Genomic DNA, 25,293 nt, shown 5'->3' with positions numbered 1-25,293 from the left:
TTTATATTTTTATGCAAACGATGAATGCAAATCAATTCACTTAACAATCATTACTAGTAAAATCTTTTACTCATTCCATCTTTTATTGTTGATTATATGAAATAAGTTTAGGGCGTAATCTTCTCCATGTAAACTTTACAGTCTCCCAAGTATAAGGAGGTTTTGCCCGAAGATTGTAATTAGCATCTAAATAATTAGGATATAACTCAATCGCTTTCAGTAAAAACATTTTTCCATCTTTTATTTTTCCATTAATTAAGTTTATTGCTCCCAAGTTATTCAATGAAGCCCCATCGTTCGGACTAATATTAATGACATTTATAAAAGAGCGCTCAGCCTCTAGAAGGTCTTTCATTTTTAAAAAATAAATTCCTTTTAAAAATGAAACCATCTCATTATCTTTATCATCTTCTAATTTTATTAAAATTCTATATCCCTCTTGCCATTTTTCTAAGCGAAAAAGAAGAGCAACATAATCACATGCATTTTGAGTATAAGATAAAGATCTTCTAAATATAGCATCTCTCATCTTTTCTAAAGAATAAGAAGATAGAACTTTTATTTCATGCTCATGCATCTTCGACAGACTAGCAGATAAATTATTAGAATGTCTTCTAATGTCAACTAAGTATTTATCGATATGTGCTATTCCACTATGTTCACTTATACGCAGCCATAAATCCCAATCTTCAGAATAACGATAATTTGTATTAAAACCACCAACTCGCTGAAACAATTCTCGACTAACTAACACGCCACTGGTAGCAATTGTATTTCTCAATAACAAAAAACCAAGTGCTTCTTCTTTTTTATATTGACGACCAAATTGTAACTCATCAACAACTACTCCATTCTCATCGATATGACGATAGTTCGGATGAACAAGAAAATATTCTTTTTCATTGCTTTTTTTATTTAAATCATCCAAATATGTTTCGAGTTCTTCCACTAACGTTGGATGGGCAATATCATCAGAATCCATAAACAAAATCCAATCACAGTTTGCTCGTTCCACTCCAATATTCCGTGCATGTGCTGAACCAAAATTTTGTTTTAACTGGATAAGTTCTATGTTTTTATTTTTCTTTATCAGTTTACTAACTACCTGTACGGTACTGTCTTGACTGCAATCATCAACAATAATTATGTCTCATCACCATATTCTGTGATGTTCACACAATTCCGGCAATAAGTTAGCGAGATTGATACTCAATCTAGAGTAGCTCCTTCGTCAGCTTGCAGACCACTAAGTGGGTAGAATGGAAGAGGTCAAGCGCTTTCCTTGACGGCTTCCATTCTAGCCACTACAATGCGGAAAGCTGATGAAGGGCATGGTTAAGCAACCTGATTTTTATAAGTTTTACCTGTACATTCCAAAAATACACGTAGCCGAAATCTTTCAAGGTTTCTGAAGCCAAAAGCACGTCTTTTGATGTTCTTACTCTTATGGTTTGTACCTTCAATCCGGCCATTCGTAAAAGGTGTAAGAAAATATTGTAAAATTTGTGCCTTCCAATTTTCTATCGTCTTGGCAACTTGATGAAATGAAGGAAATGGGCTGCTCCATGCGAGTTGAATCCATTCTTCTAAGAGTGAATCAGCTGTATCATAGTCATTCACTTGGTATATTTCTCTAAAGAGTTCTTTTAGAAAATAGGCATATGACAATTCTGAATGCTCTTTGAGCATCTCGTCTAATTGTTGTTTTTCATTAGCCGTTAACTTTTCAGAACCTTTCAAGAGTTTAAACCGTCCCTTTTTTAGTCCAGGAGTTTTCTTTCTAACTTGGTCAAGTGCATGTGTCACCTTTTGCACCACATGATATTTATCAATGACGATACAGGCCTCTGGGAATATAGATTTAACAGCTTTATGGAAGGGATCCCACATATCCATAACAACGGTATGAACACATTTATTAGACAGAATCTTCTTGGCAAGTAAGATCTGAGTTGAATGATAACTCCGTTGATGTTCCATACCAAGCACACTCCCGGTTTGGGTATCCATAAGAACTGTTTCATATCGGTGACCCTTTCGGACAGCGATCTCATCAAGGCTAAGGATTAATGCATCGTTTTCTAAAACACTTTCAAGAGTTTCTAAATGCTCCTTCTCTTTTTCTTTAGCAACGGAATAAAATATTCTTTCAACGGTTGTATAAGGTATTTTTTCCTTTCGACTCACTTCTTGGATAGTAGAGCCAATGCACATTTCGTACAGATATTCTCTGTACCGATTGGTCTGATGCTTATTAGGACAGATAGATTCAAATGTTTGTGAAAATACCTCATTACAGTTGTGACAACGGTATCTATACACTCTGACAAATAAGAAAAGGGGCTTACCTAATACGGACAAGTCACGAACCTTTCTTGTCCGCCAGTCATGGACATGACTAGAAAAAAAACCGCAGTAAGAACAGCGTTCTTCTGTAGTATTTTTCTCGACATGTAACAAATTGCAATCTTCAAGAAACACTTGTTTAACAACTTCAAATTCTGGCAAATCTAGTGATACGGAAAACACTTTAGAACCTCCTGTTATGTTAAGTCACGCTAACATTATTGCCAGGAATTCGTGAGTGTTTTCCTTATTTTTTGGGTTAAATCACAAAATGTGGTGATGAATCAAAAGATTAAAATTCCTTCACTAGCATTCGTAATTCCTCAACCGTTAACCATTCTGTATTCGTATCACTCGTATATTTAAACCCTTCCGGTAAGCTTCTCCCTTGGTCAGCATATTCTTGTGGACACCACGGAAACTCAGGGGTAATGACATAATAATTATCAAACTCAACTGTATGTCTCGCATCATCTTCGGTAATCATTGTTTCATGAAGCTTTTCGCCCGGGCGGATGCCGATGATTTCAATTTCTGCCTCTGGCGCGATCGCTTTTGCAAGATCCACCACTTTCATGCTAGAGATTTTCGGAACGAAAATTTCCCCGCCTTTCATCCTTGCAAGGGAATCAATGACAAACTGAACACCTTGGTCAAGCGTAATCCAGAATCGAGTCATCCGTTCGTCTGTGATTGGCAGCTTCTTCCCTTCAGCAGCCATTTTTTTAAACAATGGAACAACGCTTCCACGGCTCCCAACCACATTTCCATAGCGCACTACGGCAAATCGAGTTTCTTTTTCTCCAACATAAGAGTTGGCCGCCACAAATAGTTTATCCGACGCTAGCTTGGTGGCACCGTATAAATTAATCGGCGCAGCTGCTTTGTCCGTACTTAACGCGATAACTCGCTTTACTCCACGGTCAATCGCTGCTTCAATAATGTTTTGGGCACCGTAAATGTTTGTTTTTACCGCTTCAAATGGATTGTATTCACATGCAGGTACCTGTTTCATAGCCGCTGCATGGACAACATAGTCAACGCCATCAAAAGCGCGATATAACCGTTCTTTATCCCGGACATCACCGATAAAAAAGCGAATTCTTGGATCCGTATATTCCTGTGCCATTTCATATTGTTTTAATTCATCTCGGCTAAATACAATCACTTTTTTTATATTGTATTCTAAAATTCGACGAACAAATTTTCTTCCAAATGATCCGGTTCCTCCCGTTATTAAAATCGTTTGATTGGTTAACCATTCCATCATAAATTACTCCTCGTATACTAAGTTTCAGAAAGTTTTTTTATCGAATTTCCAGTCCGATACGCTCCTTGACAATCGCATATCTTGGGTGGTTGCCTTTGTGGGAGGGGCGCGCCCCTCCCACAAAGGGTTGAGCGTACCGGGGTTGGACTTTTCGCAATGTTCCTGGATAATGGTCTTAGGATCATCGGGGATACTCTTCTCACTCCTGTAGCTTTGACTACTTGTAAAGTCTGTCTCCTCGGCCCCTGTTTGGACGTCTAACCCGCAGGCTGTTCCCGTTGGTTTTCCCCATGCTGGAAGGAGCAGCTTCCAGGGCAGCCCATGGTCCAACGTGAGTTCTCATATGCGAGGGTGACTGGTCAACAGGCGCGATCCGGGGGCATCCCGAAGAGTCCTACCCCTCGATCCTACAACAATAGGAGGTGATCTCATGAAACTCTACGTCGGGATCGACGTGAGCTCACGCGACTTAGCCACCTGCATTATGGATCATGAAGGAAATACGTGCGCACGCTTCAAAGTGGATAATCATCTTCTGGGCGCCACCTTCCTTCGGGATCAAATCCTCCTGTGGGCTAACAAGCGAAAGCCAACCGAAATTCTGATCGGGATGGAAGCCACCTCGGTCTACAGTTGGCATCCAGCTATGTTTTTCCACCAGCAGGAGGCCTTGCAGGCTTGGAACGTCAAGGTGTTTACGATCAATCCAAAGCTCATTCGCAAGTTTAAAGAAGCCTATGTCGACTTGGAGAAAACGGATGACATCGATGCTTGGATCATTGCGGATCGGCTTCGCTTCGGCCGTCTGAAGATGACGGCTGTCCTCAAGGAGCAGTTTCTCGCGCTTCAGCGACTGACACGCATGCGATATCATCTCGTCCACCAGTTAACCCGTGAGAAACAGTATTTTCTCCAGCACTTGTTTTACAAATGCAGTTCCTTTACCCAAGAGGTGGACAGTTCGATCTTCGGACATGCCATTCTCGAACTGCTGCTTGAGTCGTGGAGCCTCGATGACATCTGCCAAATGGATGTCAAGCAGTTGGCCGACTTCCTGCGCCAAAAAGGGCGCAATCGCTTTGCCGATCCGGAATGCATCGCCAAGTCGATTCAAAAGGCGGCCCGTTCGTCGTATCGGTTGTCCAAGTGTGTCGAGGATTCCATCGACTTGCTGTTAGGGCTGTCGATTCAATCAATCCGCAGCCTGCAATCGCAGCTCAAAGAGCTCGATAAAGCCATTACCCGCCATCTTGAAGGCATTCCGAACACACTGCAAACCATCCCAGGCATCGGACCGGTTTATACCGCAGGCATCCTGGCCGAAATCGGGCAAATCGAGCGGTTTCACAACCAGGCCGCCTTGGCAAAATATGCCGGCTTGACATGGTCCAAGCACCAATCGGGCCGTTTTCAAGCCGAGGACACCTCCCTCATTCGTTCCGGCAATCGCTATCTCCGTTACTACCTAGTGGAGGCTGCCAACTCGGTGCAACGGCATGATGCGACGTTTCGTGCGTACTACCGGAAGAAGTATGAGGAAGTGCCCAAACACCAACATAAACGAGCCCTCGTCCTCACCGCTAGAAAACTCGTGCGTGTGATCGATGCGCTGCTACGCAACGGTCAAATCTACACGCCAAGAAAGGGGGAAGATCGATAAGAGGATCGATCTGGTATACCAATATCAACCTTTAGACCCAGTTTATTACATGTACCAATACTGGGTTTCTTCAGTATTGCCTTTTTTCGGATCATCGGACAAGGGAATTTCCAATTTCTATGATTTTTCACCTTGACATATTACCGCAGGACTTTGAAGTATAAATTGCAAAACTACTGATTTAATAAGCTTTTTATTGTTTCATCAAATGGGAATTCTGTTAGTTTTTTTGCATTTGAAACAATGTCTGAAATCGGAACAAAATGTGCCCCTTTAATCACAGCGCCTTGTTCAGCTGTATTTTTTACAATAACATGTTTGGATTCTGTTATTTTTCGTTCAAACCATCTGAGGTAAATGAATAAATTTCTAGTGGTTTTGACAACTGACCCATTATTCGAAGGGATGGAAAAGAGTCTTTGTTCTGTGGCAACACGCACTCCTGATGTTGAGTGTGCAGCATGGCTGCGATCTTTTGCATAAGCCAAATCCTGCCCTAACAAAACAATTTCAGAAAATCCCATTTTTATTAAAATATCAAAAGCTGTTGTGGCAACTGAGCCACCGGTATCAACCAATTGACAGCCATTTTGCTTGGCATACATTTCTGCTTTCGGATATCCCTTTTGAAACGCAGCAATCTTTAAACCTTTATGATATCTCACTGCTTTGTAGCAAGCAGTTGACAAATATATCAGCGGTTTTGACAAATTCAATCCTGCCAATTGTCGATAAACCTCATTTTGAGGGTCTGAGATCACAACAGCATGAGGTTCAATTCCTTTCGTTTTAAGCACTTTGTATGCTGAACCTACAGCTAAAATAAAATATTTCTTTCTTAACTCTTTCAATGCATCAACAGTCTTATCCAAAGAGGGCCCAGAAGATACTAACACTGCCTTTTTTCCCTTGAACAAGTCAAATAGTTTATCAACAGTTATATCCATATAGTTCAAATTGTTCCAGAAGTTTTTTTCCATTAAAGAAGAAAATCGATGAAAAGACATCTCTTTTATTTTGATTTCTTCTAATATATGTTTTATTGGATTGTTATTGGGCAATGCTTTGACAAATGGATTAGGAATTAACCATTTAACTTTATATTCTAACAATTCATTTAAAAGATTATTTAATTTTGAAATATCCTCCAAAAAATAAATATTTACATTAGGATGAGAAAGAATATCAGTTAAATCTAATGTCTCTAGTGCTGCTTTAAAACACGTTAAATAAGGCTCTATTACAAACACACGTTTATTTGGCTCATTTTCCAACAAAACTTTCACATGATATCCTAGTCCAAATCCAAACAAACAATAAACATTTACATTTGGATCTAATTGCGATTTTATAAATGTTTCGGCATCTCTCATTGGATTGTATTGGCTATATAAATATTGACCATTTAATATTAAAGTTGGGAGACCATTAATTTTGGATTCTTGAATACTAATTTCAATTTTATCATTTGCGGATTTTAATAATTGTTTTTTCAATTGACCATTTTTAATTGAATTCACATTTTTTTTAATAGATTCAATGGGGATCTTCCTCTATCATACGAAATCTTTTTTTCTTTGCTTCCTCAAAGAAGGGCTGTATTTCATATTCAAACATATCCGCCACTATGACGTAGTCCTGGCGTTCGATCCCATTATTAATTTCATCCAAAAATGGATTAATATCACTAAAATTAATATCAATTGTGTATTTGTGATTCTCCATTAACTCCACTACTTTTGTCAACCAACTTACTCCTTCACTGAATTGTACAATAAGTTGTATGGCTTCGCCAATCTTATCTTCACGTAAATAATCTGCAATCGTTTGGGATCCTGTTGCTACTCTTTCGATATAGTGATAAAAGCTTTCTTGTGTTTCTAAAACAATATTTGTCATTTTCATCCCTCGTTATTAAATACTTTAATTTTCTTTTCAATTTTTTCTTTTAAAAATTGAAAATTTGATTTAGACTCCGCTGCTGCATGCAATAATTCAGAATATAAATTTAAAGAACGTTTATATACTCTTTGATAAGTTTCTTTCTCGGATTCATTTTCTTTCGGCAAATTATTATGGTAGATTTTGATTATAATTGGTTGAGCTATTATTGACATAAATCCGTCTTTAAAATACTTTTTTAATTTCTCATCAACTTTATCTAACTCTTTTAAAATTTTTGTTGAAAAATTAGATCTCGATTTATTTCTTTTTAACAATGAAATAGCATCTTTAACAAGTCGTTCTACGTTTTCATGCTTATTAATTTCCTCCCGAACAAGTTTTAAAAATTTTTCCCAATCATCTCTCGTTTTCTCTAAACAAAACTTTTTATTAAAAGAGACAGGTATTTTATTTCTATCAACAAATTTTTCACAAAATTGTTGAAAAGATATTTGTTGATAGCCTTCAATTTTTATTCCCCCTTCTGTACAATTATAAATCCTTTCAGGGTTTTTAAAGGTTTTAAGTAGATGTTCAAAATTATTTTTCATTAACAGAAAGGGGTAATCTGTAAGAACTTGGTCTTCAAAATATCCTTTAGTATAAAACATTCCTCTTTTTTTAATAGCTTCTTCATCTATCACTTTAAAATTTTTATTGTTTTCAGCATGAGATTTATTATCCGTATAAGCTAAATCTTGGCCAATTAAAGCAATTGCACCTGTTGTAATTTTTTCAGCAATGCTTAGCGCATAAGTTGCTACAGAAGCTCCACCTAAAATCGTATCAACATCTTTATTAATTAATTTTTGGACATACTTTTCTACTTCTTTATTTGTATTAAAAACAACAGATCGACTGTTAAAATGTTCTCGTATCTTATGATGATTAGATAAGGAATAAATCATTTGAGTATTTTTTAAATTTAGATCTTCAAAGTGTTTATAGTTATTAATGCCCCCATCTATTGTAACAACAAAATCTGGTTCTATATGATGACTTAGCAAAGTATTTATTGTAGAACCAGATGAAATCAATACTATATGATTCCTAATAGATTTTAATAAAGGAATTTGTTTTGTTAATGACGGACCGCCTGAAGCAACAACAACAGGCTCCTCATAAAAATTTTTCAATTCTTTAAAAGGTATATCATTGAAGGCATAAAATAAGTTAAGTGTAAAATTCCTTTCCCAATCCCTGGAAAAATAGTTTATAGTATTTATATTTACAACTTCCATATAAATACAGTCTTTCACTATTTTTAATAAATCATGGTAATAATCTATTGCAATATGATTATAATTCGGGGAAGTTATGAAGCATATTCTTTTTCCAAAAATACCAACAAATCTTTCCAACATTTGAGAAAATAATTCTTTCTTCTCTCCAATAATCAAAATCGTTCGATTGTAGTTTTCAATATTTTCAAATTGAAAGTTAATTATTTTTTCAAAAGGGTCGACAATTATTAAAAATTCATCTTCAGTTAATTTCTCGCTTAATTCTTTAGCAAAATAACCTGCGCCTATTCCAAACAATATATGTAAAAAATTCTTTTTAAAATGCTTTTCTGCAAATCGTTTTGCTTCCTTTATCGGATCATATTTACTATGTAAATAGTAATCATTAATTTTTACAATTTTATGGCCGCTTTTCGAAATTTCTTCAACCACTTTATAATTTTTTGACATATATCACACCTCAAATATAATATCGGCGTACACATTTTTTTTTTAATATTTTTGTTGAGATGAATTTCGTAAGTTAAAACCCTTTTGGTACATGAATTTGGATTACCTTCAAAATTAAATACATAGTCACAGTTATAAAATGAGTCTCATCACCATATTCTGTGATGTTCACACAATTCCGGCAATAAGTTAGCGAGATTGATACTCAATCTAGAGTAGCTCCTTCGTCAGCTTGCAGACCACTACAATGCGGAAAGCTGATGAAGGGCATGGTTAAGCAACCTGATTTTTATAAGTTTTACCTGTACATTCCAAAAATACACGTAGTCGAAATCTTTCAAGGTTTCTGAAGCCAAAAGCACGTCTTTTGATGTTCTTAATCTTATGGTTTGTACCTTCAATCCGGCCATTCGTAAAAGGGGTAAGAAAATATTGTAAAATTTGTGCCTTCCAATTTTCTATCGTCTTGGCAACTTGATGAAATGAAGGAAATGGGCTGCTCCATGCGAGTTGAATCCATTCTTCTAAGAGTGAATCAGCTGTATCATAGTCATTCACTTGGTATATTTCTCTAAAGAGTTCTTTTAGAAAATAGGCATATGACAATTCTGAATGCTCTTTGAGCATCTCGTCTAATTGTTGTTTTTCATTAGCCGTTAACTTTTCAGAACCTTTCAAGAGTTTAAACCGTCCCTTTTTTAGTCCAGGAGTTTTCTTTCTAACTTGGTCAAGTGCATGTGTCACCTTTTGCACCACATGATATTTATCAATGACGATACAGGCCTCTGGGAATATAGATTTAACAGCTTTATGGAAGGGATCCCACATATCCATAACAACGGTATGAACGCATTTATCAGACAGAATCTTCTTGGCAAGTAAGATCTGAGTTGAACGATAACTCCGTTGATGTTCCATACCAAGCACACTCCCGGATTGGGTATCCATAAGAACTGTTTCATATCGGTGACCCTTTCGGACAGCGATCTCATCAAGGCTAAGGATTAATTCATTGTTTTCTAAAACACTTTCAAGAGTTTCTAAATGCTCCTTCTCTTTTTCTTTAGCAACGGAATAAAATATTCTTTCAACGGTTGTATAAGGTATTTTTTCCTTTCGACTCACTTCTTGGATAGTAGAGCCAATGCACATTTCGTACAGATATTCTCTGTACCGATTGGTCTGATGCTTATTAGGACGGATAGATTCAAATGTTTGTGAAAATACCTCATTACAGTTGTGACAACGGTATCTATACACTCTGACAAATAAGAAAAGGGGCTTACCTAATACGGACAAGTCACGAACCTTTCTTGTCCGCCAGTCATGGACATGACTAGAAAAAAAACCGCAGTAAGAACAGCGTTCTTCTGTAGTATTTTTCTCAACATGTAACAAATTGCAATCTTCAAGAAACACTTGTTTAACAACTTCAAATTCTGGCAAATCTAGTGATACGGAAAACACTTTAGAACCTCCTGTTATGTTAAGTGACGCTAACATTATTGCCAGGAATTCGTGAGTGTTTTCCTTATTTTTTGGGTTAAATCACAAAATGTGGTGATGAATCTAAAATGATAAAATTAGATATATCTCTCTATGATTTATTATATGTTAAGAATTGACAAAATGAATTTTATTATTTTTATAGTTCATTTCATCTCTATATTGAGTTTTTCTTACTCAAACTACATTTTTGGATCTGACAATGTTGAGAGGATCTTTGTATTTGTTGCTTGAATTTTCTGATATGTTCATCCCATTACAATTCAAAAACTATTTTAAAATTCATTTAAATCATTTTTTCAATTCAATACCTTGATTGGTTATCTCATAATTAAATTTTTAAAAGTAACGATAAACGGTCTAAAAATATTCACATGTAAGCATTACAAAAATCGAGTAGGAGGGAGCGATTAACTCCCGTCCTCTCACACCACCGTACGTACGGTTCCGTATACGGCGGTTCAATTAAGATAATTGACGCAAGTTTTCATAACTTCCGTGAATAGCTGTTCTCTTTATGCCAGTGGTCACTCCACCCTCCAAGAGGTCTCCCACGGGATTCACCGCTTCCTCCCTCAAGTGAGGTACTACGTTTTCTGTGTTCATCATGACTCACTGAATGCCAAGGGCTATTCTCTCTTAATTGTTCGGTCCTTCTTAGTTGTTCTAGACCAACTAATACTATGACCTCTGCTGACTTCTGACGGTTCAGCTACTTATCACTAAGTAGGTTATGAAGCGTACTTCACATATCCACCAGACCTCCCCGGGTAAGTACATGCACTTTCACACCATCTATCCGCCTCATTTACTCGATATGACCTTCGACAGAAAGAGCTTTGTTTTGTTTTGCAAACTCACTCAATCATACCTAGCCTTATATGAGGTTCGTGTTCCTCGGACCGGTGTTTTGCCTCCAGCTTCCTTCAGATTCCGCGTCACCACGGACACCCTTGCTCTTGGCTAACCTCTACTTCTGTCTTCGGGGTTCGGGACTTACACCCTATAGTTCATATACATGCCGGGCGCACAAAATAACCAGACCCGAAAAAGGGTCTGGTTATAAAAATATTTAAAATTATCGAAGCAATTGAAGAACCCCTTGAGGTACTTGATTTGCCTGAGCAAGCATTGCTTGTGCTGCTTGTGTAAGGATGTTGTTTTTCGTAAATTCCATCATTTCTTTTGCCATATCTACATCGCGGATTCGGGATTCCGCTGCTGTTAAGTTTTCTGAAGTAGCTCCCAAGTTGTTAATAGTATGTTCTAAACGGTTTTGAATTGCACCAAGTTTAGAACGTTCTGTTGATACTTGTTCAATTGCTTTATCAATAGCTGTGATAGCTTCATTTGCATTTGTAACGGTATCCACTTTAACTTCTGCAATTTTTAAATCTGTTGTTCCCAATGCATTTGCATTCATAGTTCCAATTGTTACTGTAATAGATTGTCCACTATTGGCTCCGATGTGGAATTTTTTACCAGAAAAAGTTCCGTCTAATAGATTTTGTGTGTTAAATTCTGTATTACCTGCTATACGATTGATTTCAGAAACAAGCGCATTAATTTCAGCCTGAATTGCATCACGGTCAGCTGTTACATTCGTATCATTCGCAGCTTGTACAGCAAGCTCACGCATACGTTGAAGGATGGCATGAGTTTCTGTTAGAGCTCCTTCAGCAGTTTGGATTAAAGAAATACCGTCTTGTGCATTTTTTTGCGCCATTTCTAAACCGCGGATTTGGCCGCGCATTTTTTCAGAGATGGCAAGACCTGCTGCATCGTCGCCAGCGCGGTTGATGCGGTAGCCGGAAGAAAGTTTTTCAAGGTTTTTTGCAGTTTGTGTGTTGTTAAATGAAAGTTGGCGGTAAGTGTTTAACGCCGAGATGTTGTGGTTAATTCTCATGATTTTTTCCTCCTTGAATTGTTGTTTTCCACGTCCATGTGGTATGTAAAGAGCCGCGTCGGCCGCCGCTGCTCTTTACATGTTTTATATCGGATTGTTTTTTTGATGTTTAATAGGGTTTAAAGAAAAAACGGGACTTTTTTAATAGAAAAATAAAATGGTTGAACATCCTTGTTTGATTACGGTTTTTACAGTTTCAAACCTCAGGTTTATTTTTTGTTGAGCTTTTCTTGAAAATGTTTTAACAGGTCAAGGTCGGTGCGGGAAGCCGCGCTGTTTTCTGTTTGAATGGCGTCATATATTTCCTTTCGGTGGACATCGATTTGTTTCGGAGCTTTAATGCCGAGTTTGACTTGATCGCCTTCGATGGCGGTGATGGTTATTTCGATGTTGTCGCCGATAATGATGGATTCGTTCAGCTTTCTTGTTAAAATGAGCACGGCTTCACACCTCCTTCTGTTCCATAAGTGGATGCTTCGTTTTATAAGTAGTGCCTGTTAAAATCACTTGCTTGGCCCGTTTGTTTTTTTGATTGATGATGACCGGAGCTAGCAGATTGGCGGTTGTGTTTTCGAACGGGTCTTCTAACGTTAAAATTACATAGACAGCGACATCTTGTTCCGACTCGATTTCCAGCTGCTCAATCGTGGCATCGTCTAAGTCGATAGCATAGTCTTTGAAAAATAAAAAAGGAATTGTCATGACAAAAGCAAGTTCCTTTGTGTTGACCGATTGCAAAATAAAAAATGGCGATTCGGCGCCAAATGGCAAAAGCACAAATTCCTTTTCATCTAAAAACCCCGGAATTCCCGATGGAAATTGGATGATGCTGTCGCTTGCGGCTTCTATTTCGCCATGATATTTTGTCTTAAGTCTCATGTTCTCACAACCTTCATATGTTCATTTCAAAGTTTTGTCCTTTAAAGGTGAGATTGGCAAAGCCGATTTTTAACTTTTGGTATTGAGCGATTTTTATATCGACTCTGCCACGGTCGTAATGAATGATCGGCTTATTGGGAATGGCGCGAAATTCAGCTTTTTTCAGATGCCAATTAATATCAAGCTTGCTTGGTTCGTAATCAAATTTCACACTGAACAATGATGGAATCCAGCCGACATTCACTTCATACATCGGGGATTCGCTGTTTTCTTTCGCTTGATCAGCCAGCGGGCTGCCGCCGTTTTCAATTTTCATCAGTTCATCTCCCTGTTCTGCGCGGCGGGCAATACCTTCAAGCCAAGCTTGATAGCCTTCCTCAGCTATTTTTTCAATGAAACGGAACGTGTCAGCTAAATTTCGATCTTCCCACGCTTTCGTTTGATCGATTGTCAATTTTCCAGGTGTGCGGTTGATTTCCATCGCTACTTTCGCCGGCTGCAAATCGATATCCGCTTTCGGCTGTTTGATCGACTGCTTTCCAGGAGTGGTGCTAATCGCAATTTTCGCCATTTGGCTTTCCATTCTAATTTGCGGCAGAAGCATTTCTCTCACCTCGACTGACAACAAAAGTTTAAAGCAGAAAAGAAATTCTCTTCGAAGAAACAAAAATTCAACAGACAATAATAAGCAAGTGCTTCAACTATCCTATGCAATTGAAGTTCCTTCAAGGGGGCTCTCGTCAAAAATATGAATGACTCACAAGACTATACCGTTCTAATCAACGAAAAGTGAAATTTCTTCAGTAAATTATGTACCTCTTTTAGCAGTCGGAAAACATGGAACAAAAGCAAGGCATAACGATGAACAAAAAGGACCTTCATGCAGGTCCTTTCTCTCTCACATTATCGCAAAAAATCAACTAAGTTTGGCTGAATGATGCGGGCGCTGACAGCAAGCGCTGCTCTGTGCGCGCTTTCTTGCTCTTTCAAGTCGATGATGACCCGTTCGATGTCGGCATCTTCATTGTCTGACAAAATTTTTGTAGAGATTACTTCCTGTTGACCGATACGGTTTTCCATCTGCTCGATCCGGTTGTAACGGGCTCCAAGCTCAGCCCGTTCAGCGTTAAGAGCATCAATATGGTCATCAAGCTGGCCGAGCAGGCTGTCCAAGTTCGTTGTGTCGTTGTTTTCCAAAGCATGTTGGATGTCCTGAATAGTATTGAACATTGCTTGGTTAAAGACATTGTCAGGCGTTATATTCACTTGGATTTGAATGTTTTTTGAAAGCTCGATTTTAAACGGTTCATTGTTATTATTAACGACAGGCGGGTCGCCGCTGACAGGCGCTGAGTCTGTTTTCGTTCCATTAAAAATATAGCGGCCGGCCACTTGTGTGTTGGCGACAGCAACAAGATCGTCTTTAATTTGTTTCACTTCGCGGGCAACCGCATCACGTTCGTCTTCTGAATTTGTACCGTTTTTTGCCCGAATCAAAAGCTCGCGTATTCGTTGCAGCCCTTGGTTGGCCTGTTCTAGTCCCGCTTCAGAATTTTCGATCCAAAGGTAAGCCTCTGATAAATTTCGTTTATATTGTTCAACTTCCTTTAAGTTTGTCCGATAGTACAATCCTTTCATTGCTACAACGGGATCTTGGGACGGGCGGGTGATTTTTTTTCTTGTCAACATCTGATCTTGATATTTTCCCAGCAGCTCATAGCTTTTACTTAAATGGCGGAGCGAGTTTTGCGCAAGCATCGATTGAGTGACACGCATATGCTGCACCTCTCTTTCATTAAATAAATTTTTTGTATGAATTCATAACGTGCAAATAGTACATTTCTTATATGATTTGCACTTCATCGCCTTATTTCATTTCATACATTCTGAACCCGACAATTTTTGCTTTCATTTTCCACTATGGTTATTCAACAGTCAATTTTACTTTATCTCCCGACCAGTCCCATGCCGTTTATAATTCGGTCTAAAATTTCATCCTGCAAAGTGATCATTCTTGCTGCGGCGTTGTACATGTGCTGGAATTGGATCATGTTTGTCATTTCTTCGTCTAATGAAACGGAGCTGACGGATTTGCGGCGTTGTTCAACAGATGAAACTAAGGTTTCTGAATTTTCCTTCATCCGCTCCGCTTCTTGTGTCATAACAGCCATTTCGCCGATAACAGCTTCAAAATAACTTTGAAACGAAGTATTTTTTACTTCAGCAAGCTTCAGCGCATTTTGGCCGTCGCCGATTTCTCCTGTAGCAGAAGCTGCAATTCGATCGCGATTCATATCATCCGATACTTTAATGGCAGCCGCAGCGCCTTTAGGAGAGCTTAAACCTCCGAGATCAAAGAAATCGCGCTGTGTTTGAACGCCGTTGTTTATGTCCTCAAGGCTCCATCCGTTTCTGTGGACAGTGTTAAATGCGTTCGCAAAATCATATGCCATTTGATCTAAATCTGACATCATGCTAGGATAGATGCCGCGTTCAATCGTGCTGCCTATGTTCGTATAACCGTGCGCCTCGATTAAGCCTTTTAAACTTCCATTGATGTTTAAATTTTCAACAAAATCGTCTGCCCCTATCGTTCTTCCACCAACAGAAATAGATTCGATAAGACCGTTCGTCTTGGATTCATTGAGGCTAAATTGTCTTACTTTGTATCTATTTCCGTCGACAAGGGTGATTGGCGGTTCGAAGCCAGCGAGCTCGACAGTTACTTTTCCTTCGGCTACTTTCAAAGCGTTGCCTCCGCTTTCAACCGGCGTCACTTTAATATCAATATAAGAAGAAAGCTCATCCAATAATCGATCGCGCTCATCATACAAATCGTTTGGCAAATAACCATTCGGTTCTACTTCGCCGATTTGTTTGTTAATTTGGTTGATTTGCTCAAGCAAAGAGTTGATTTTCGTTGTTGCGACATCGAGTTCATTGCGTAAATCTTTCTGATTATGCTTTAATGATTCCGCCAAATAATTGAACGTTTCTGTAACAGCTCTTCCGCGCTCAAGGACAACAGAGCGGGCACCGAGGTTGGAAGGATTGACCGCCAAATCTTGCAGCGATTGCCAAAAGCTATCCATCGTTTCGTTCAAGCCTGTCTCGTTCAGCTCGTTCATCACATCTTCCATTCTCGATAATGCGTTGAATCTAGAGCTCCAGTAGCCAAGCTTAGAATTTTCGCCGCGATATTGTACATCAAGATAGCGGTCGCGGATCCGCTGCACTGTTTGTGTATCCACCCCTGTTCCAAACTGCCCAGGGATATCAGCTCGAAAACGGCCTGGTGTCGGATACGCTTGCTTTTGCACAAGGTTTACTCTCTGCCGCGAATAACCAGGTGTCTCGGCATTTGCTACATTATGTCCAATTGTATATAAAGCGCTTTGTGCGGCATACAATCCGCTTCTAGCCGCTTCCAGTCCAAAAAATGTTGATACCATTGCGAATTCCCCCGTTAAATTTTTGAATCAAACCATGAACGCCGTTTCGATTGCTTCGATTCTTGATTCGGATTCGTGTAATTCGGCGATGCTTCCTCCGGCATGAAAAGATCAAGCGTTAAATTCACAACCTGCAATGCTTGCAATGCCAGTTGTTGATTGACAAAATTCGCGTTTTTCAAATTAGCCAATACGTTTGTCAATTTTTCTTTTAGATTTATCAACCGTTCTTTATCCTCATTTTCCGCTTTTTCAATACAGGCGGAAATCGTTAAATCGTCTTCTCTTTCTAAAAAGCAAGCCGCTGCTTTGATCCGTTCCTTTTCAGCATTTTCAAGCTGCATTACATATTTCTGCTCTTCCTTTAAAAGCTGCATTAATTGATTAACATCATCTTTTTTCAGCATATCCGTTTTTTTTACTGCCAAGTTATACAATTGTTCATGAATGATTAACTGCTTTTCTAAAACGTTAATTAAATTGGCAAGAGACACGAAAACGTCCTCCCCGCAAAATTCAATACAATCATATTTACCGGTGCTTCGTTCAAAACATTGACAAGATGATCCAAAGCCGGACATGAAAAATAATTTTTTGTTGTAAAGATGAAGATGCTAAAAATGCAGAAATGTACAATATAGTTGCCCAGCACATTTTCATTCTGTTCCAAATCAAAAATCGAAACAGGCTGCTTCGTACGCAACCAAATCAAAAACCGAAACGGATTGGCGCAATTTATTCTTCATTTTTTTTCTTATAAAATTGGATCATGCTTTTCGCGATCAGGTCTGGGGCGATTTTGTAAGTCCCGCTTTCAATTTCTTTTTTTATCGCCTGCACTTTTTCTTGGCGCTGAAGATCAAAACCGCTCGTCTGCTGAAGCTGTTTTGCCTGCTTGGATATTTCCACTCTATCTTTTTGGACTTCCACTTTCATCTGCTTGCTGGCATCCATTTGCTTTTGATAAGGATTAACGTTTGATGACCGATAGCTGTGAATCTTCATGGACACCGCCTCCTTTCCTGCTCTAATGGAACGATTGTTTCAGCTGGAAATCTATCTCTATATTCATTATCGGATCGATAGAGGGATTTGTTAACGTTTTTCATTATTTTTCGGTTGGATAGCGTAGTATGTTTGCATCTTCTCTTTCTCCTCCTGAAACTGCTCTTCTCTTTCCATTTGCTCAATTTGAGACTGTATTTCCTTTTTGCAAGAAACACAAAGTTTTCCCTCGCGAATAAATTTGCCGCACCGTGAACAAGGATAACCAAGGTTCGGGAAGTTCGCCAGTTGAATGCGTCCTTGATGAATAAACTTCAGTATTAAGTCCTCTTCCACTCCTGTTTTTTCCACAACTTCAGTAATGGTCGATCTGCGGTTTTCCTTTTTTCTCAAAAAGTTATATACTGTTTCAAATGCCTTTTCTTCCTCTTGGTAGCAAGCATCACATATTGAACGAAGCCGCGTTTTGACAAACAAGGAACCACATTTTGGGCAGTTTGCTAATTCCCCCATAAAAATCCACCTTTCAAAAATCTTCCTATTATTATTATTTTATATCGGAAAAACGGATTTGTCATTTAGCTGCGGACAAGCGTAAATGATTCGACACTTTTCGCACCAGCGTTCATCAGCTGCTTTGCAGCTTGGCGTACCGTTGCGCCTGTTGTGTAAATGTCATCGATGATAACAATATGTTGACCATGTACTTGTTTTGGATCTGTTACAGTAAACATATTTTTCGTCTTCATTCGGTCGATCCGTGATTTTTTTGATTGTTTTGCTGCATCTGTTTTGCGCAAAGGCTCAATAATCGGAAGCTGAAGGAGCTGGGCCAATAATTTTGCTTGATTAAACCCGCGTTCCAAAAGCCTTTCTTCACCTAATGGGATGGGAACGAGAATCATCGATTTGTCGAAGTGATGGCGAAATGCTTTCACAAAAGGTTCGGAAAACATCTGCACCAATATCGCATCCCCGCGGAATTTAAACCTAGCAAGCACTTCTTTCATAAATTCATTATATTGAAAAACAGAGCGGTTTTTCTTTATCACTCCATGATAGTCAGGATGTTTTTCCCAAGCCGCGCAATCAGTACAATACTCGGCTTTTTCGCTTTGCCTCCCGCACATTGGACAAATGGGGCCTGATATAACGTTTAGCTTGCTGGAGCATTCTTCGCATAAAACAGGGTCTTTTTCAAGGAAAAAAAGCCGCCTCCAAGTCAAGCGGACATCTATACTTTTAAAACAATAAAGACATCTTCCCATATTTCGCATCAAGCCTTCCTATTATCACATCGTGGGTTTTCTGAAACAATTCTTGCGCATTCTGCCAGGCTGACAAGAAGAGATGTCATTTGCTACCGATCAAAAAATTCCGCTCTTACATATGTAATTTTATCTTCACTCGTTACATAACGGGGCTGAACTCTATTTAACACTAGAGCTAAAACATCATTGCGGCAAGTTGGGCACGTGCATTCCATATGAAATTGGTCAATATATTCATCTAGCAATTCTTCCATAATTTTTTCCAGAGCGTTTACTATCATGTCCTCACCCCAAATATATGATCTCTAATCTGTATTATATTGGATCATACTGGAAAAAGGAATTTCTTTTTTCAACAAAATTGAAGGGTTTTTCCAACTTTACGCATCCTGCATCGGTTTCCTGTATTTTCAAAATATCAACACTTTAACAAACCTTCCCTCTCCGCTTCCCGATTCATGGAAAGAATATGGTGTTTCGCTGCAATCATTTCATTTGTTTTGCCATAATGGAAAAAGATAACGGAGCCTGTTGGATTGTTCATGCTCCGTCCAACACGGCCGGATATTTGAACAAGGGCACTTTCTGTAAAAATGGTTTCTTCTGCTCCTAAAACAGCTGCATCAGTTCCAGGAACTGTTACACCCCTTTCCAAAATGGTAGTTGTGACAATGATCGGAATCCGGCCATTTCGAAATGCCCGAACCTTTTCTTTCCTTTGGGGATCTTCGGCATGTACTCCTTCAACCGCTGAATTCAATTTTTTTAGTAATGGAACGACATCATGAAGCACTTTGATTTCCGGTACAAATAGAAAAGCTTGTCTTTCCTTTTGCAAATGTTCGGCTGCCCATGTGATGATATTTTTCGGCAGCTTTCCTTTCTCCAATCTTTTTTTCCAATTGCCGCACCATTTGAATTCAGGAACAGGTAGGGGATAACCATGGTATCGAGCAGGGATTTTCACAATTTCGGAAGGCTTAAAATGCCGCTTAATTGATGAGGAGGGAGTCGCAGTTAAATAAATAAGGGAGCTGTTTCGTTTGCGTGCTTTTTCAACCGCAAATTGCAAAGCAGGATCTACAGAATATGGAAAAGCATCCACTTCGTCAAGAATCACCACGTCAAAGGCTTCTTTATACCGAAGAAGCTGATGAGTCGTTGAAATGGTAATTGGGCTCAGCTTCAAACGATCTTCGCTTCCTCCGTAAAGCACTGCCACATCGATGCTCGGAAAAACGTTTTTCAAACGCGGTCCAAGCTCCAAAACAACATCCGTACGCGGTGCAGCAATGCAAACAAATAGCCCTTTCTGCAAAGCTGTGTTTATGCCGGCAAACAGCACCTCTGTTTTTCCTGCTCCGCAAACTGCCCAAATGAGACAGTCTGTACGCTGCAAAACGGACTCCGCGATCCGGTCAGATGCTCTTTTTTGCGCCGGAGACAGCTCGCCATCCCATTGCAAAAAGTTTGTTTGATCCGATTGGATCGAATGTTTTTCCTCCTTATCTCGTCTTGGAAAACTAACAAGCTTTGAACATTCACTTACTCGCCCCATCATGATGCAGTTCCGGCAATAATGACAAAACTTTCCGCACTTTGCACAGTCAAAGCCTGCAAATAAAAAGGGCTGATCATTTCCACATCGATTGCAATAAAAAAAACCGGATTTTTTCACAACACCTTGTTCTATTTCAACGAAGGGGGCATTTTGAACGGCATCCATTGAAAACGGGAGCTCATTTGAAAGGAGATGTCTTCCGAGAAGATGTTTTTGGAGATCATGATCATGATCATGCATATAAAACCTCCGCTTGTACATACCATATTGTTTCTTACTATTATTTTTACCTTATATTTTCTGAAAAATCAATATATTTAATCAATTGCTCTTATTGCTTTTCGTCCAAATGAAAGATGCTAGATGAATCATTTATATCCTTCATTTCTGTAAAAAATAAAAGGTGCTTTTTGCACCTTCAGATGGTCAGACACCGTTCCATTTTTTGGTGAATCGCACCTTTTCTCGTTTTGAAGGGGAAGTTCTTTTAAGAGGATGGATACAGCCATTTTTCACAATGGGTTTAACGTTTTCTTGCAATTACTTTTTATACCAGCAGAGACCCATAGCTCCCTCTCCTAGATGAGTTCCAATGACAGCGCCAAAATAGCTGATAATAAATTCAGAATTTGGATATTTACTTTCGAGCTCCTCTTTCATTTTTTTGGCATCCTCCGGCCTGTTGGCATGAATGACAGCCGCCCGCACCGGATGTTTGCTTGCAGCTTCGTCAAATAATTGATAGATACGTTGGATTGCTTTTTTGCGCGTACGAATTTTCTCATACGGCACGATCACTTTATCAACAAAATGAAGAAGAGGCTTCAGTTGCAGCAGGTTCCCTATTAAAGCTTGAGCTCCGGTTAATCGTCCGCCGCGCTGAAGATGAGAAAGATCGTCCACCATAAAATAAGCATCCATTGATTTTTTAATTTCATCAAGGCGAGCGATGATCTCTTCCGGTTTTTTCCCTTCCTTTGCCATTTTCGCTGCTTCAATTGCATAGAATCCCTGAGCCATACAGCTTATTTCCGAATCGTAAGGATATACCTTAATGCCGTCTACCATTTGACCTGCTGTGACAGCACCATTGTAAGTGCCGCTGATACCGCTTGAAAGATGAATGCTGATGACTGCATCATATTCTTTCGATAAGCTTTCAAACAACTCGACAAATTCACCAACTGGCGGCTGAGAAGTCGTAGGCAGCTCTTTCTGGCGCTTTATTTCTTCCCAAAAACTCTCTGCTGTCATATCTATCTCTTCACGATAAGACTCGTCTCCAAAAATAACGCTAAGAGGAATCATATGTATGCCATGCCTCTTTCGAACTTCTTCAGGAATGTAAGCAGTACTATCTGTTACAATCGCAATTTGCATCATGTTTTTCCTTTCCTTTTAATAATTTCATTCTCCTTTATAAGACTATTTTATAAAAAATGCAAGCTTTTATCATTAACTTTGCCGGATTTCCATGAAACTGCAAGAGGATGAAAAATATTTTTTAGCTGTTTCAAAGTCTTTATACTGCCATTTATGCGGATTTCGTTTTGTCGATCGGCTCATTACGATTTTCGTTGAGGTTATTCTTATGAGGTCTACACCTTTTTAAAGGATTTTTGAGCAGCTTAAACGGAGCTTTTATGTGGATTCCAATTGCGGTTACCAATTTTGCTGCATTTTTTCTTGTTTCTGAGCAAACCGGCCTCTTCCCAGCGCCTGTTGTTATTTGAAGAGGCCGTTATGCTTCCTTATGATACATTTTCACCTAAGTTGATTCTGCAAAACCAGAACATTGAATGTTATACTTCCTATGATTCATTTTCGCCGCTTCTGATTAAAAACAACATTTCTCTGGTCAGAATCCGAATAGATTGACAAGTTGCCAAATGATATTATGTTTCCAGCCGTAATGAAGAAATGCAATTGAATTCATTTATCATCGCTGGACAATCAGCCAAGTCGGAAAAAACAATATAGATACACCGAACAAAATTGGTATTTAGAAATCAATCTCACTTTCACGGTTTGACGATTCAAATCGTTCAAAATTAATCGCCATGGAAAATATGTAACTTTACTTAACTTCCACCCAACCGTTTTTAATGGCAAGAACTACAGCTTGTGTTCGATCGTTGCAATTTAATTTTTGCAAAATGTTGCTGACATGGTTTTTCACCGTTTTTTCGCTAATGAACAGCGTTTCACCGATTCTTCTATTGCTTTTTCCATCAGCAAGCATTTGCAAAACTTCACACTCACGTCGGGTTAAAATATGAAGAGGGCGCCGGACTGTAGCTGGAATTTGTCCATTATTGGCTGATGACAGACGGCGGAACTCATTGACTAGATTGTGAGTTACTTTTGGATGTAAATAGCTTCCTCCCTCTGCCACGATTTTAACTGCTTCTACTAAAGTGTCAGCATCCATTTCCTTCAATAAATATCCTCTCGCTCCGGTCTTCAAAGCATGTATCACATAATTTTCATCATCGTGGATCGATAATATAATAACCTTCGTATCCGGATATGAATTAACCAGCTGCTTAGTAGCTTCAACGCCATTTACACCAGGCATATTAATATCCATAATGACAACATCCGGCATATAGCTTTCAACAACTGTTAAAGCTTCACTGCCGTCATAAGCTTCCGCAACCACTTCAAAATTAGGCTCAAAATCAAGAATACGTTTTATACCTTCCCGAAACAGAGCATGGTCATCTATTATGACAATTTTAACTTGATTATTCATTTACAATCCTCCCCATTATTATTTTTTCAGTGATGTATGCATGAAGTCAATCAGACCATTTCTCTATTTCATAGATTAGTAGGCAATTGAATAATAATGAACGTTCCTTTTCCGGGTGCAGAATGGACTGCCATTTTCCCATTCAACAGCTCCACTCGTTCTTTCATTCCCATTAAACCGAATGACTCCTTTTTTTCTTTAAACACTTTCTTTACATCAAAGCCTTTGCCGTCGTCTTTTATTGCAACATTTACTTGGTTTGGACGGACTTCAAATTTAACGTCAATTTGCTTTGCTTCCGCATGCTTCAAAGCGTTCGTTACAGATTCTTGAACTAACCGGAACAAGGCCACTTCAAATTTCGCCGGAAGCCGTTTTTCTTCCACATCACTGATGTTTTGAAAATTGATTTTTATGTCTTTTTCATATTCTTGAATAGTAGAAAGGTACTTTCTAAGTGTTGGAATGAGACCTAAATCATCCAAAGCCATAGGTCTTAAGTCGTATATAATGCGCCGAACCTCAGATAACGCATTTCTCACCATTATTTTCAAATTTTGAACTTCCTGAAACCCCTCTGCAGTCCCTTTTTCCCGAAAAACTCGTTCAATCAGATCAGAGCGCATCAAAACATTTGCAAGCATTTGAGCTGGTCCGTCATGTATTTCACGTGACACCCGTTTCCGTTCTTCTTCCTGCGCTTCTATAATTCTTAAGCCAAAGGCTTGTTTTTTCTTTGCATCTTCCAGCAAATCGCCAACCTGCCGCAAATCTTGGTTTAAATATTGCAGCACAACAGTAATTTGACCTACTATGACCTCTGCTCGTTCAATCATTTCTTTTAATGATAAAAGCCGGCGGTCCAATTCATCCCGCCGTTTTCTTAATTGTTTTTCTTTTTCTTGGAGCATGGCCAGTTCAATTTGAATATTTTGCGCTTTTTCATAGGCATTCAAAATATCTTGTTCTGAAAACTTGTTGAAGTTGCGGCTGACTTCCACGAGGCGCTGCCGTGCGATTTTCGATTGAATCGTCAGCTTATCGGTTTGCTCTATCACCTCACTTACTTGCTCTTTCACTTCTTCCAATTCTTCTACTATTTTCTCATACTCTGTGCGGGATTTTTCACCGATTTCAAAAATTTGATCTTTGCTTGATTGGACGGTTTCGATCATTTTATTTAAAATATCGTCTATTACAGCAGAATCTATTTTTTTGGAGTTCACAGCCTTTTCCTCCATTTTAAAAAAGTTGTTACAAAAACTTTATCAGTTCATAATTGAAGTAAAAATTTTGTCGTTTTATAATATTCTAATGTGAGTGTTTTTTTATAAAAAAAGTCGATTTTTGTCAAAAAAAGTTATGCCGTTTTGTTTCTTCTGCGGAGGTGATACACAATGCTTTCCTCCTATTATACCGTAGCTGGCTTTGGAGAGCATGAAATCGTGATTCAAAAATCACGATTTATCTGCTATATTAATCGTGCCAAAACTGAGAAAGAAGCTCAAGAGTTTATTGATACAATCAAAAAAAAACATTGGGATGCCACACATAACTGCTCCGCATATTTAATTGGAGAGCATGACCAAATTCAAAAAGCGAACGACGACGGAGAGCCAAGCGGAACAGCAGGAGTGCCGATGCTTGAAGTGTTGAAAAAGAAACAACTAAAAGACACTGTCGTTGTTGTCACCCGTTACTTCGGCGGGATTAAACTCGGCGCCGGCGGGCTGATCCGTGCATACGGAAAAGCTGTTTCAGAAGCCATTGACCACGTTGGCATCATCGAACGCAATCTAATGAAAATTATTCGCACTACGTTTGATTACAGCTTTCTCGGCAAAATCGAAAACGAATTGCGCTCGTCTGTCTATAAGCTGAAAGACATCTACTATACCGATCATGTGGAAGTTGAAACATATGTAGAGGAAGGCCAGGTTCAAAGCTTCAAAGACTGGATGACCGATCTCACCAATGGGAAATGTGTGATCAAAGAAGGCGAATTAGTATATTTGGAGGAGAAGGTTAAAAACTAAATTTAAAA

24 protein-coding genes are annotated in these 25,293 nt (G+C 38.8%); 2 read left to right on the top strand and 22 right to left on the bottom strand.

The window, feature by feature from the left end; genetic code table 11:
* Positions 1-82 precede the first annotated feature (82 nt).
* The 3 genes from NSQ71_RS03240 to pseB all read right to left on the bottom strand — a co-directional run bounded on the left by NSQ71_RS03240 (position 83) and on the right by pseB (position 3,613).
* The gene (locus tag NSQ71_RS03240) at positions 83-1,141 is read right to left on the bottom strand and encodes a glycosyltransferase (RefSeq protein WP_340734397.1); all 1,059 of its coding nucleotides are present in this window, start codon (positions 1,139-1,141) and stop codon (positions 83-85) included.
* Positions 1,142-1,335: 194 nt separating this feature from the next.
* Positions 1,336-2,529 (bottom strand): ISL3 family transposase, encoded by a 1,194-nt coding sequence (locus NSQ71_RS03235; protein ID WP_340732843.1) that lies wholly within the window; start codon positions 2,527-2,529, stop codon positions 1,336-1,338.
* Between the two features lie 109 nt (positions 2,530-2,638).
* Positions 2,639-3,613: a UDP-N-acetylglucosamine 4,6-dehydratase (inverting) gene (pseB, locus tag NSQ71_RS03230; RefSeq protein ID WP_340734396.1), complete on the bottom strand. Its 975-nt coding sequence runs from the start codon at positions 3,611-3,613 to the stop codon at positions 2,639-2,641.
* 433 nt (positions 3,614-4,046) lie between these two features.
* Here pseB and NSQ71_RS03225 point away from each other — a divergent pair, with 433 nt between their 5' ends.
* Positions 4,047-5,276 (top strand): IS110 family transposase, encoded by a 1,230-nt coding sequence (locus tag NSQ71_RS03225; protein ID WP_027725928.1) that lies wholly within the window; start codon positions 4,047-4,049, stop codon positions 5,274-5,276.
* A gap of 173 nt (positions 5,277-5,449) precedes the next feature.
* On the opposite strand, the gene NSQ71_RS03220 is transcribed toward NSQ71_RS03225, so the two are convergent.
* The 19 genes from NSQ71_RS03220 to NSQ71_RS03130 all read right to left on the bottom strand — a co-directional run bounded on the left by NSQ71_RS03220 (position 5,450) and on the right by NSQ71_RS03130 (position 24,475).
* On the bottom strand, positions 5,450-6,772 hold the full coding sequence (locus NSQ71_RS03220; RefSeq protein ID WP_340732834.1) for a motility associated factor glycosyltransferase family protein: 1,323 nt from the start codon (positions 6,770-6,772) through the stop codon (positions 5,450-5,452).
* Between the two features lie 40 nt (positions 6,773-6,812).
* Positions 6,813-7,175: a hypothetical protein gene (locus NSQ71_RS03215; RefSeq protein ID WP_340732833.1), complete on the bottom strand. Its 363-nt coding sequence runs from the start codon at positions 7,173-7,175 to the stop codon at positions 6,813-6,815.
* A gap of 2 nt (positions 7,176-7,177) precedes the next feature.
* Positions 7,178-8,914 (bottom strand): motility associated factor glycosyltransferase family protein, encoded by a 1,737-nt coding sequence (locus NSQ71_RS03210; protein WP_340732831.1) that lies wholly within the window; start codon positions 8,912-8,914, stop codon positions 7,178-7,180.
* 273 nt (positions 8,915-9,187) lie between these two features.
* A complete protein-coding gene (locus tag NSQ71_RS03205) occupies positions 9,188-10,381 on the bottom strand; it encodes an ISL3 family transposase (protein ID WP_340732829.1) in 1,194 nt (397 codons plus the stop codon).
* Positions 10,382-11,498: 1,117 nt separating this feature from the next.
* On the bottom strand, positions 11,499-12,326 hold the full coding sequence (gene hag / locus NSQ71_RS03200) for a flagellin Hag (protein WP_340732828.1): 828 nt from the start codon (positions 12,324-12,326) through the stop codon (positions 11,499-11,501).
* Positions 12,327-12,535: 209 nt separating this feature from the next.
* Positions 12,536-12,766, bottom strand: coding sequence for a carbon storage regulator CsrA (gene csrA / locus NSQ71_RS03195; protein ID WP_340732827.1), 231 nt, complete (start codon positions 12,764-12,766; stop codon positions 12,536-12,538).
* 4 nt (positions 12,767-12,770) lie between these two features.
* Positions 12,771-13,205 carry a flagellar assembly protein FliW gene (gene fliW / locus NSQ71_RS03190; protein WP_063386292.1) on the bottom strand — a complete coding sequence of 145 codons (435 nt, stop codon included), beginning with the start codon at positions 13,203-13,205 and terminating at the stop codon, positions 12,771-12,773.
* A gap of 13 nt (positions 13,206-13,218) precedes the next feature.
* Positions 13,219-13,809, bottom strand: a complete 591-nt coding sequence (locus tag NSQ71_RS03185; RefSeq protein WP_340732824.1) for a DUF6470 family protein — start codon at positions 13,807-13,809, stop codon at positions 13,219-13,221.
* Between the two features lie 299 nt (positions 13,810-14,108).
* Positions 14,109-14,981 (bottom strand): flagellar hook-associated protein FlgL, encoded by an 873-nt coding sequence (flgL, locus tag NSQ71_RS03180; protein WP_094245097.1) that lies wholly within the window; start codon positions 14,979-14,981, stop codon positions 14,109-14,111.
* Positions 14,982-15,151: 170 nt separating this feature from the next.
* Positions 15,152-16,657, bottom strand: a complete 1,506-nt coding sequence (gene flgK / locus NSQ71_RS03175; RefSeq protein ID WP_340732822.1) for a flagellar hook-associated protein FlgK — start codon at positions 16,655-16,657, stop codon at positions 15,152-15,154.
* A 14-nt stretch (positions 16,658-16,671) separates the two neighbouring features.
* Positions 16,672-17,151, bottom strand: a complete 480-nt coding sequence (locus NSQ71_RS03170; RefSeq protein ID WP_339212206.1) for a flagellar protein FlgN — start codon at positions 17,149-17,151, stop codon at positions 16,672-16,674.
* Positions 17,152-17,392: 241 nt separating this feature from the next.
* Positions 17,393-17,662: a flagellar biosynthesis anti-sigma factor FlgM gene (flgM, locus tag NSQ71_RS03165; protein ID WP_063386297.1), complete on the bottom strand. Its 270-nt coding sequence runs from the start codon at positions 17,660-17,662 to the stop codon at positions 17,393-17,395.
* A gap of 90 nt (positions 17,663-17,752) precedes the next feature.
* Positions 17,753-18,175 carry a TIGR03826 family flagellar region protein gene (locus tag NSQ71_RS03160; protein ID WP_063386298.1) on the bottom strand — a complete coding sequence of 141 codons (423 nt, stop codon included), beginning with the start codon at positions 18,173-18,175 and terminating at the stop codon, positions 17,753-17,755.
* Between the two features lie 65 nt (positions 18,176-18,240).
* On the bottom strand, positions 18,241-18,939 hold the full coding sequence (locus tag NSQ71_RS03155) for a ComF family protein (RefSeq protein WP_314736872.1): 699 nt from the start codon (positions 18,937-18,939) through the stop codon (positions 18,241-18,243).
* Positions 18,940-19,022: 83 nt separating this feature from the next.
* Entirely contained in the window at positions 19,023-19,214 is a 192-nt protein-coding gene (locus tag NSQ71_RS03150; RefSeq protein ID WP_445206696.1) for a late competence development ComFB family protein, read from the bottom strand.
* A 137-nt stretch (positions 19,215-19,351) separates the two neighbouring features.
* The gene (locus NSQ71_RS03145) at positions 19,352-20,734 is read right to left on the bottom strand and encodes a DEAD/DEAH box helicase (protein WP_340732817.1); all 1,383 of its coding nucleotides are present in this window, start codon (positions 20,732-20,734) and stop codon (positions 19,352-19,354) included.
* Positions 20,735-21,034: 300 nt separating this feature from the next.
* Positions 21,035-21,874 (bottom strand): DegV family protein, encoded by an 840-nt coding sequence (locus tag NSQ71_RS03140; protein ID WP_063386367.1) that lies wholly within the window; start codon positions 21,872-21,874, stop codon positions 21,035-21,037.
* A 697-nt stretch (positions 21,875-22,571) separates the two neighbouring features.
* On the bottom strand, positions 22,572-23,249 hold the full coding sequence (locus NSQ71_RS03135) for a response regulator (RefSeq protein ID WP_063386301.1): 678 nt from the start codon (positions 23,247-23,249) through the stop codon (positions 22,572-22,574).
* 68 nt (positions 23,250-23,317) lie between these two features.
* Positions 23,318-24,475 carry a sensor histidine kinase gene (locus NSQ71_RS03130; RefSeq protein WP_130158076.1) on the bottom strand — a complete coding sequence of 386 codons (1,158 nt, stop codon included), beginning with the start codon at positions 24,473-24,475 and terminating at the stop codon, positions 23,318-23,320.
* A gap of 171 nt (positions 24,476-24,646) precedes the next feature.
* Between NSQ71_RS03130 and NSQ71_RS03125 the strand changes: the two genes are divergently transcribed.
* The gene (locus NSQ71_RS03125) at positions 24,647-25,285 is read left to right on the top strand and encodes a YigZ family protein (protein ID WP_340732815.1); all 639 of its coding nucleotides are present in this window, start codon (positions 24,647-24,649) and stop codon (positions 25,283-25,285) included.
* Positions 25,286-25,293 lie beyond the last annotated feature (8 nt).

Origin of the sequence: Aeribacillus sp. FSL M8-0235 (assembly GCF_038000355.1) — a bacterium.
Classification (GTDB): Bacteria; Bacillota; Bacilli; order Bacillales; family Aeribacillaceae; genus Aeribacillus; species Aeribacillus composti.
This window is presented reverse-complemented; position numbering and strand designations above follow the sequence as displayed.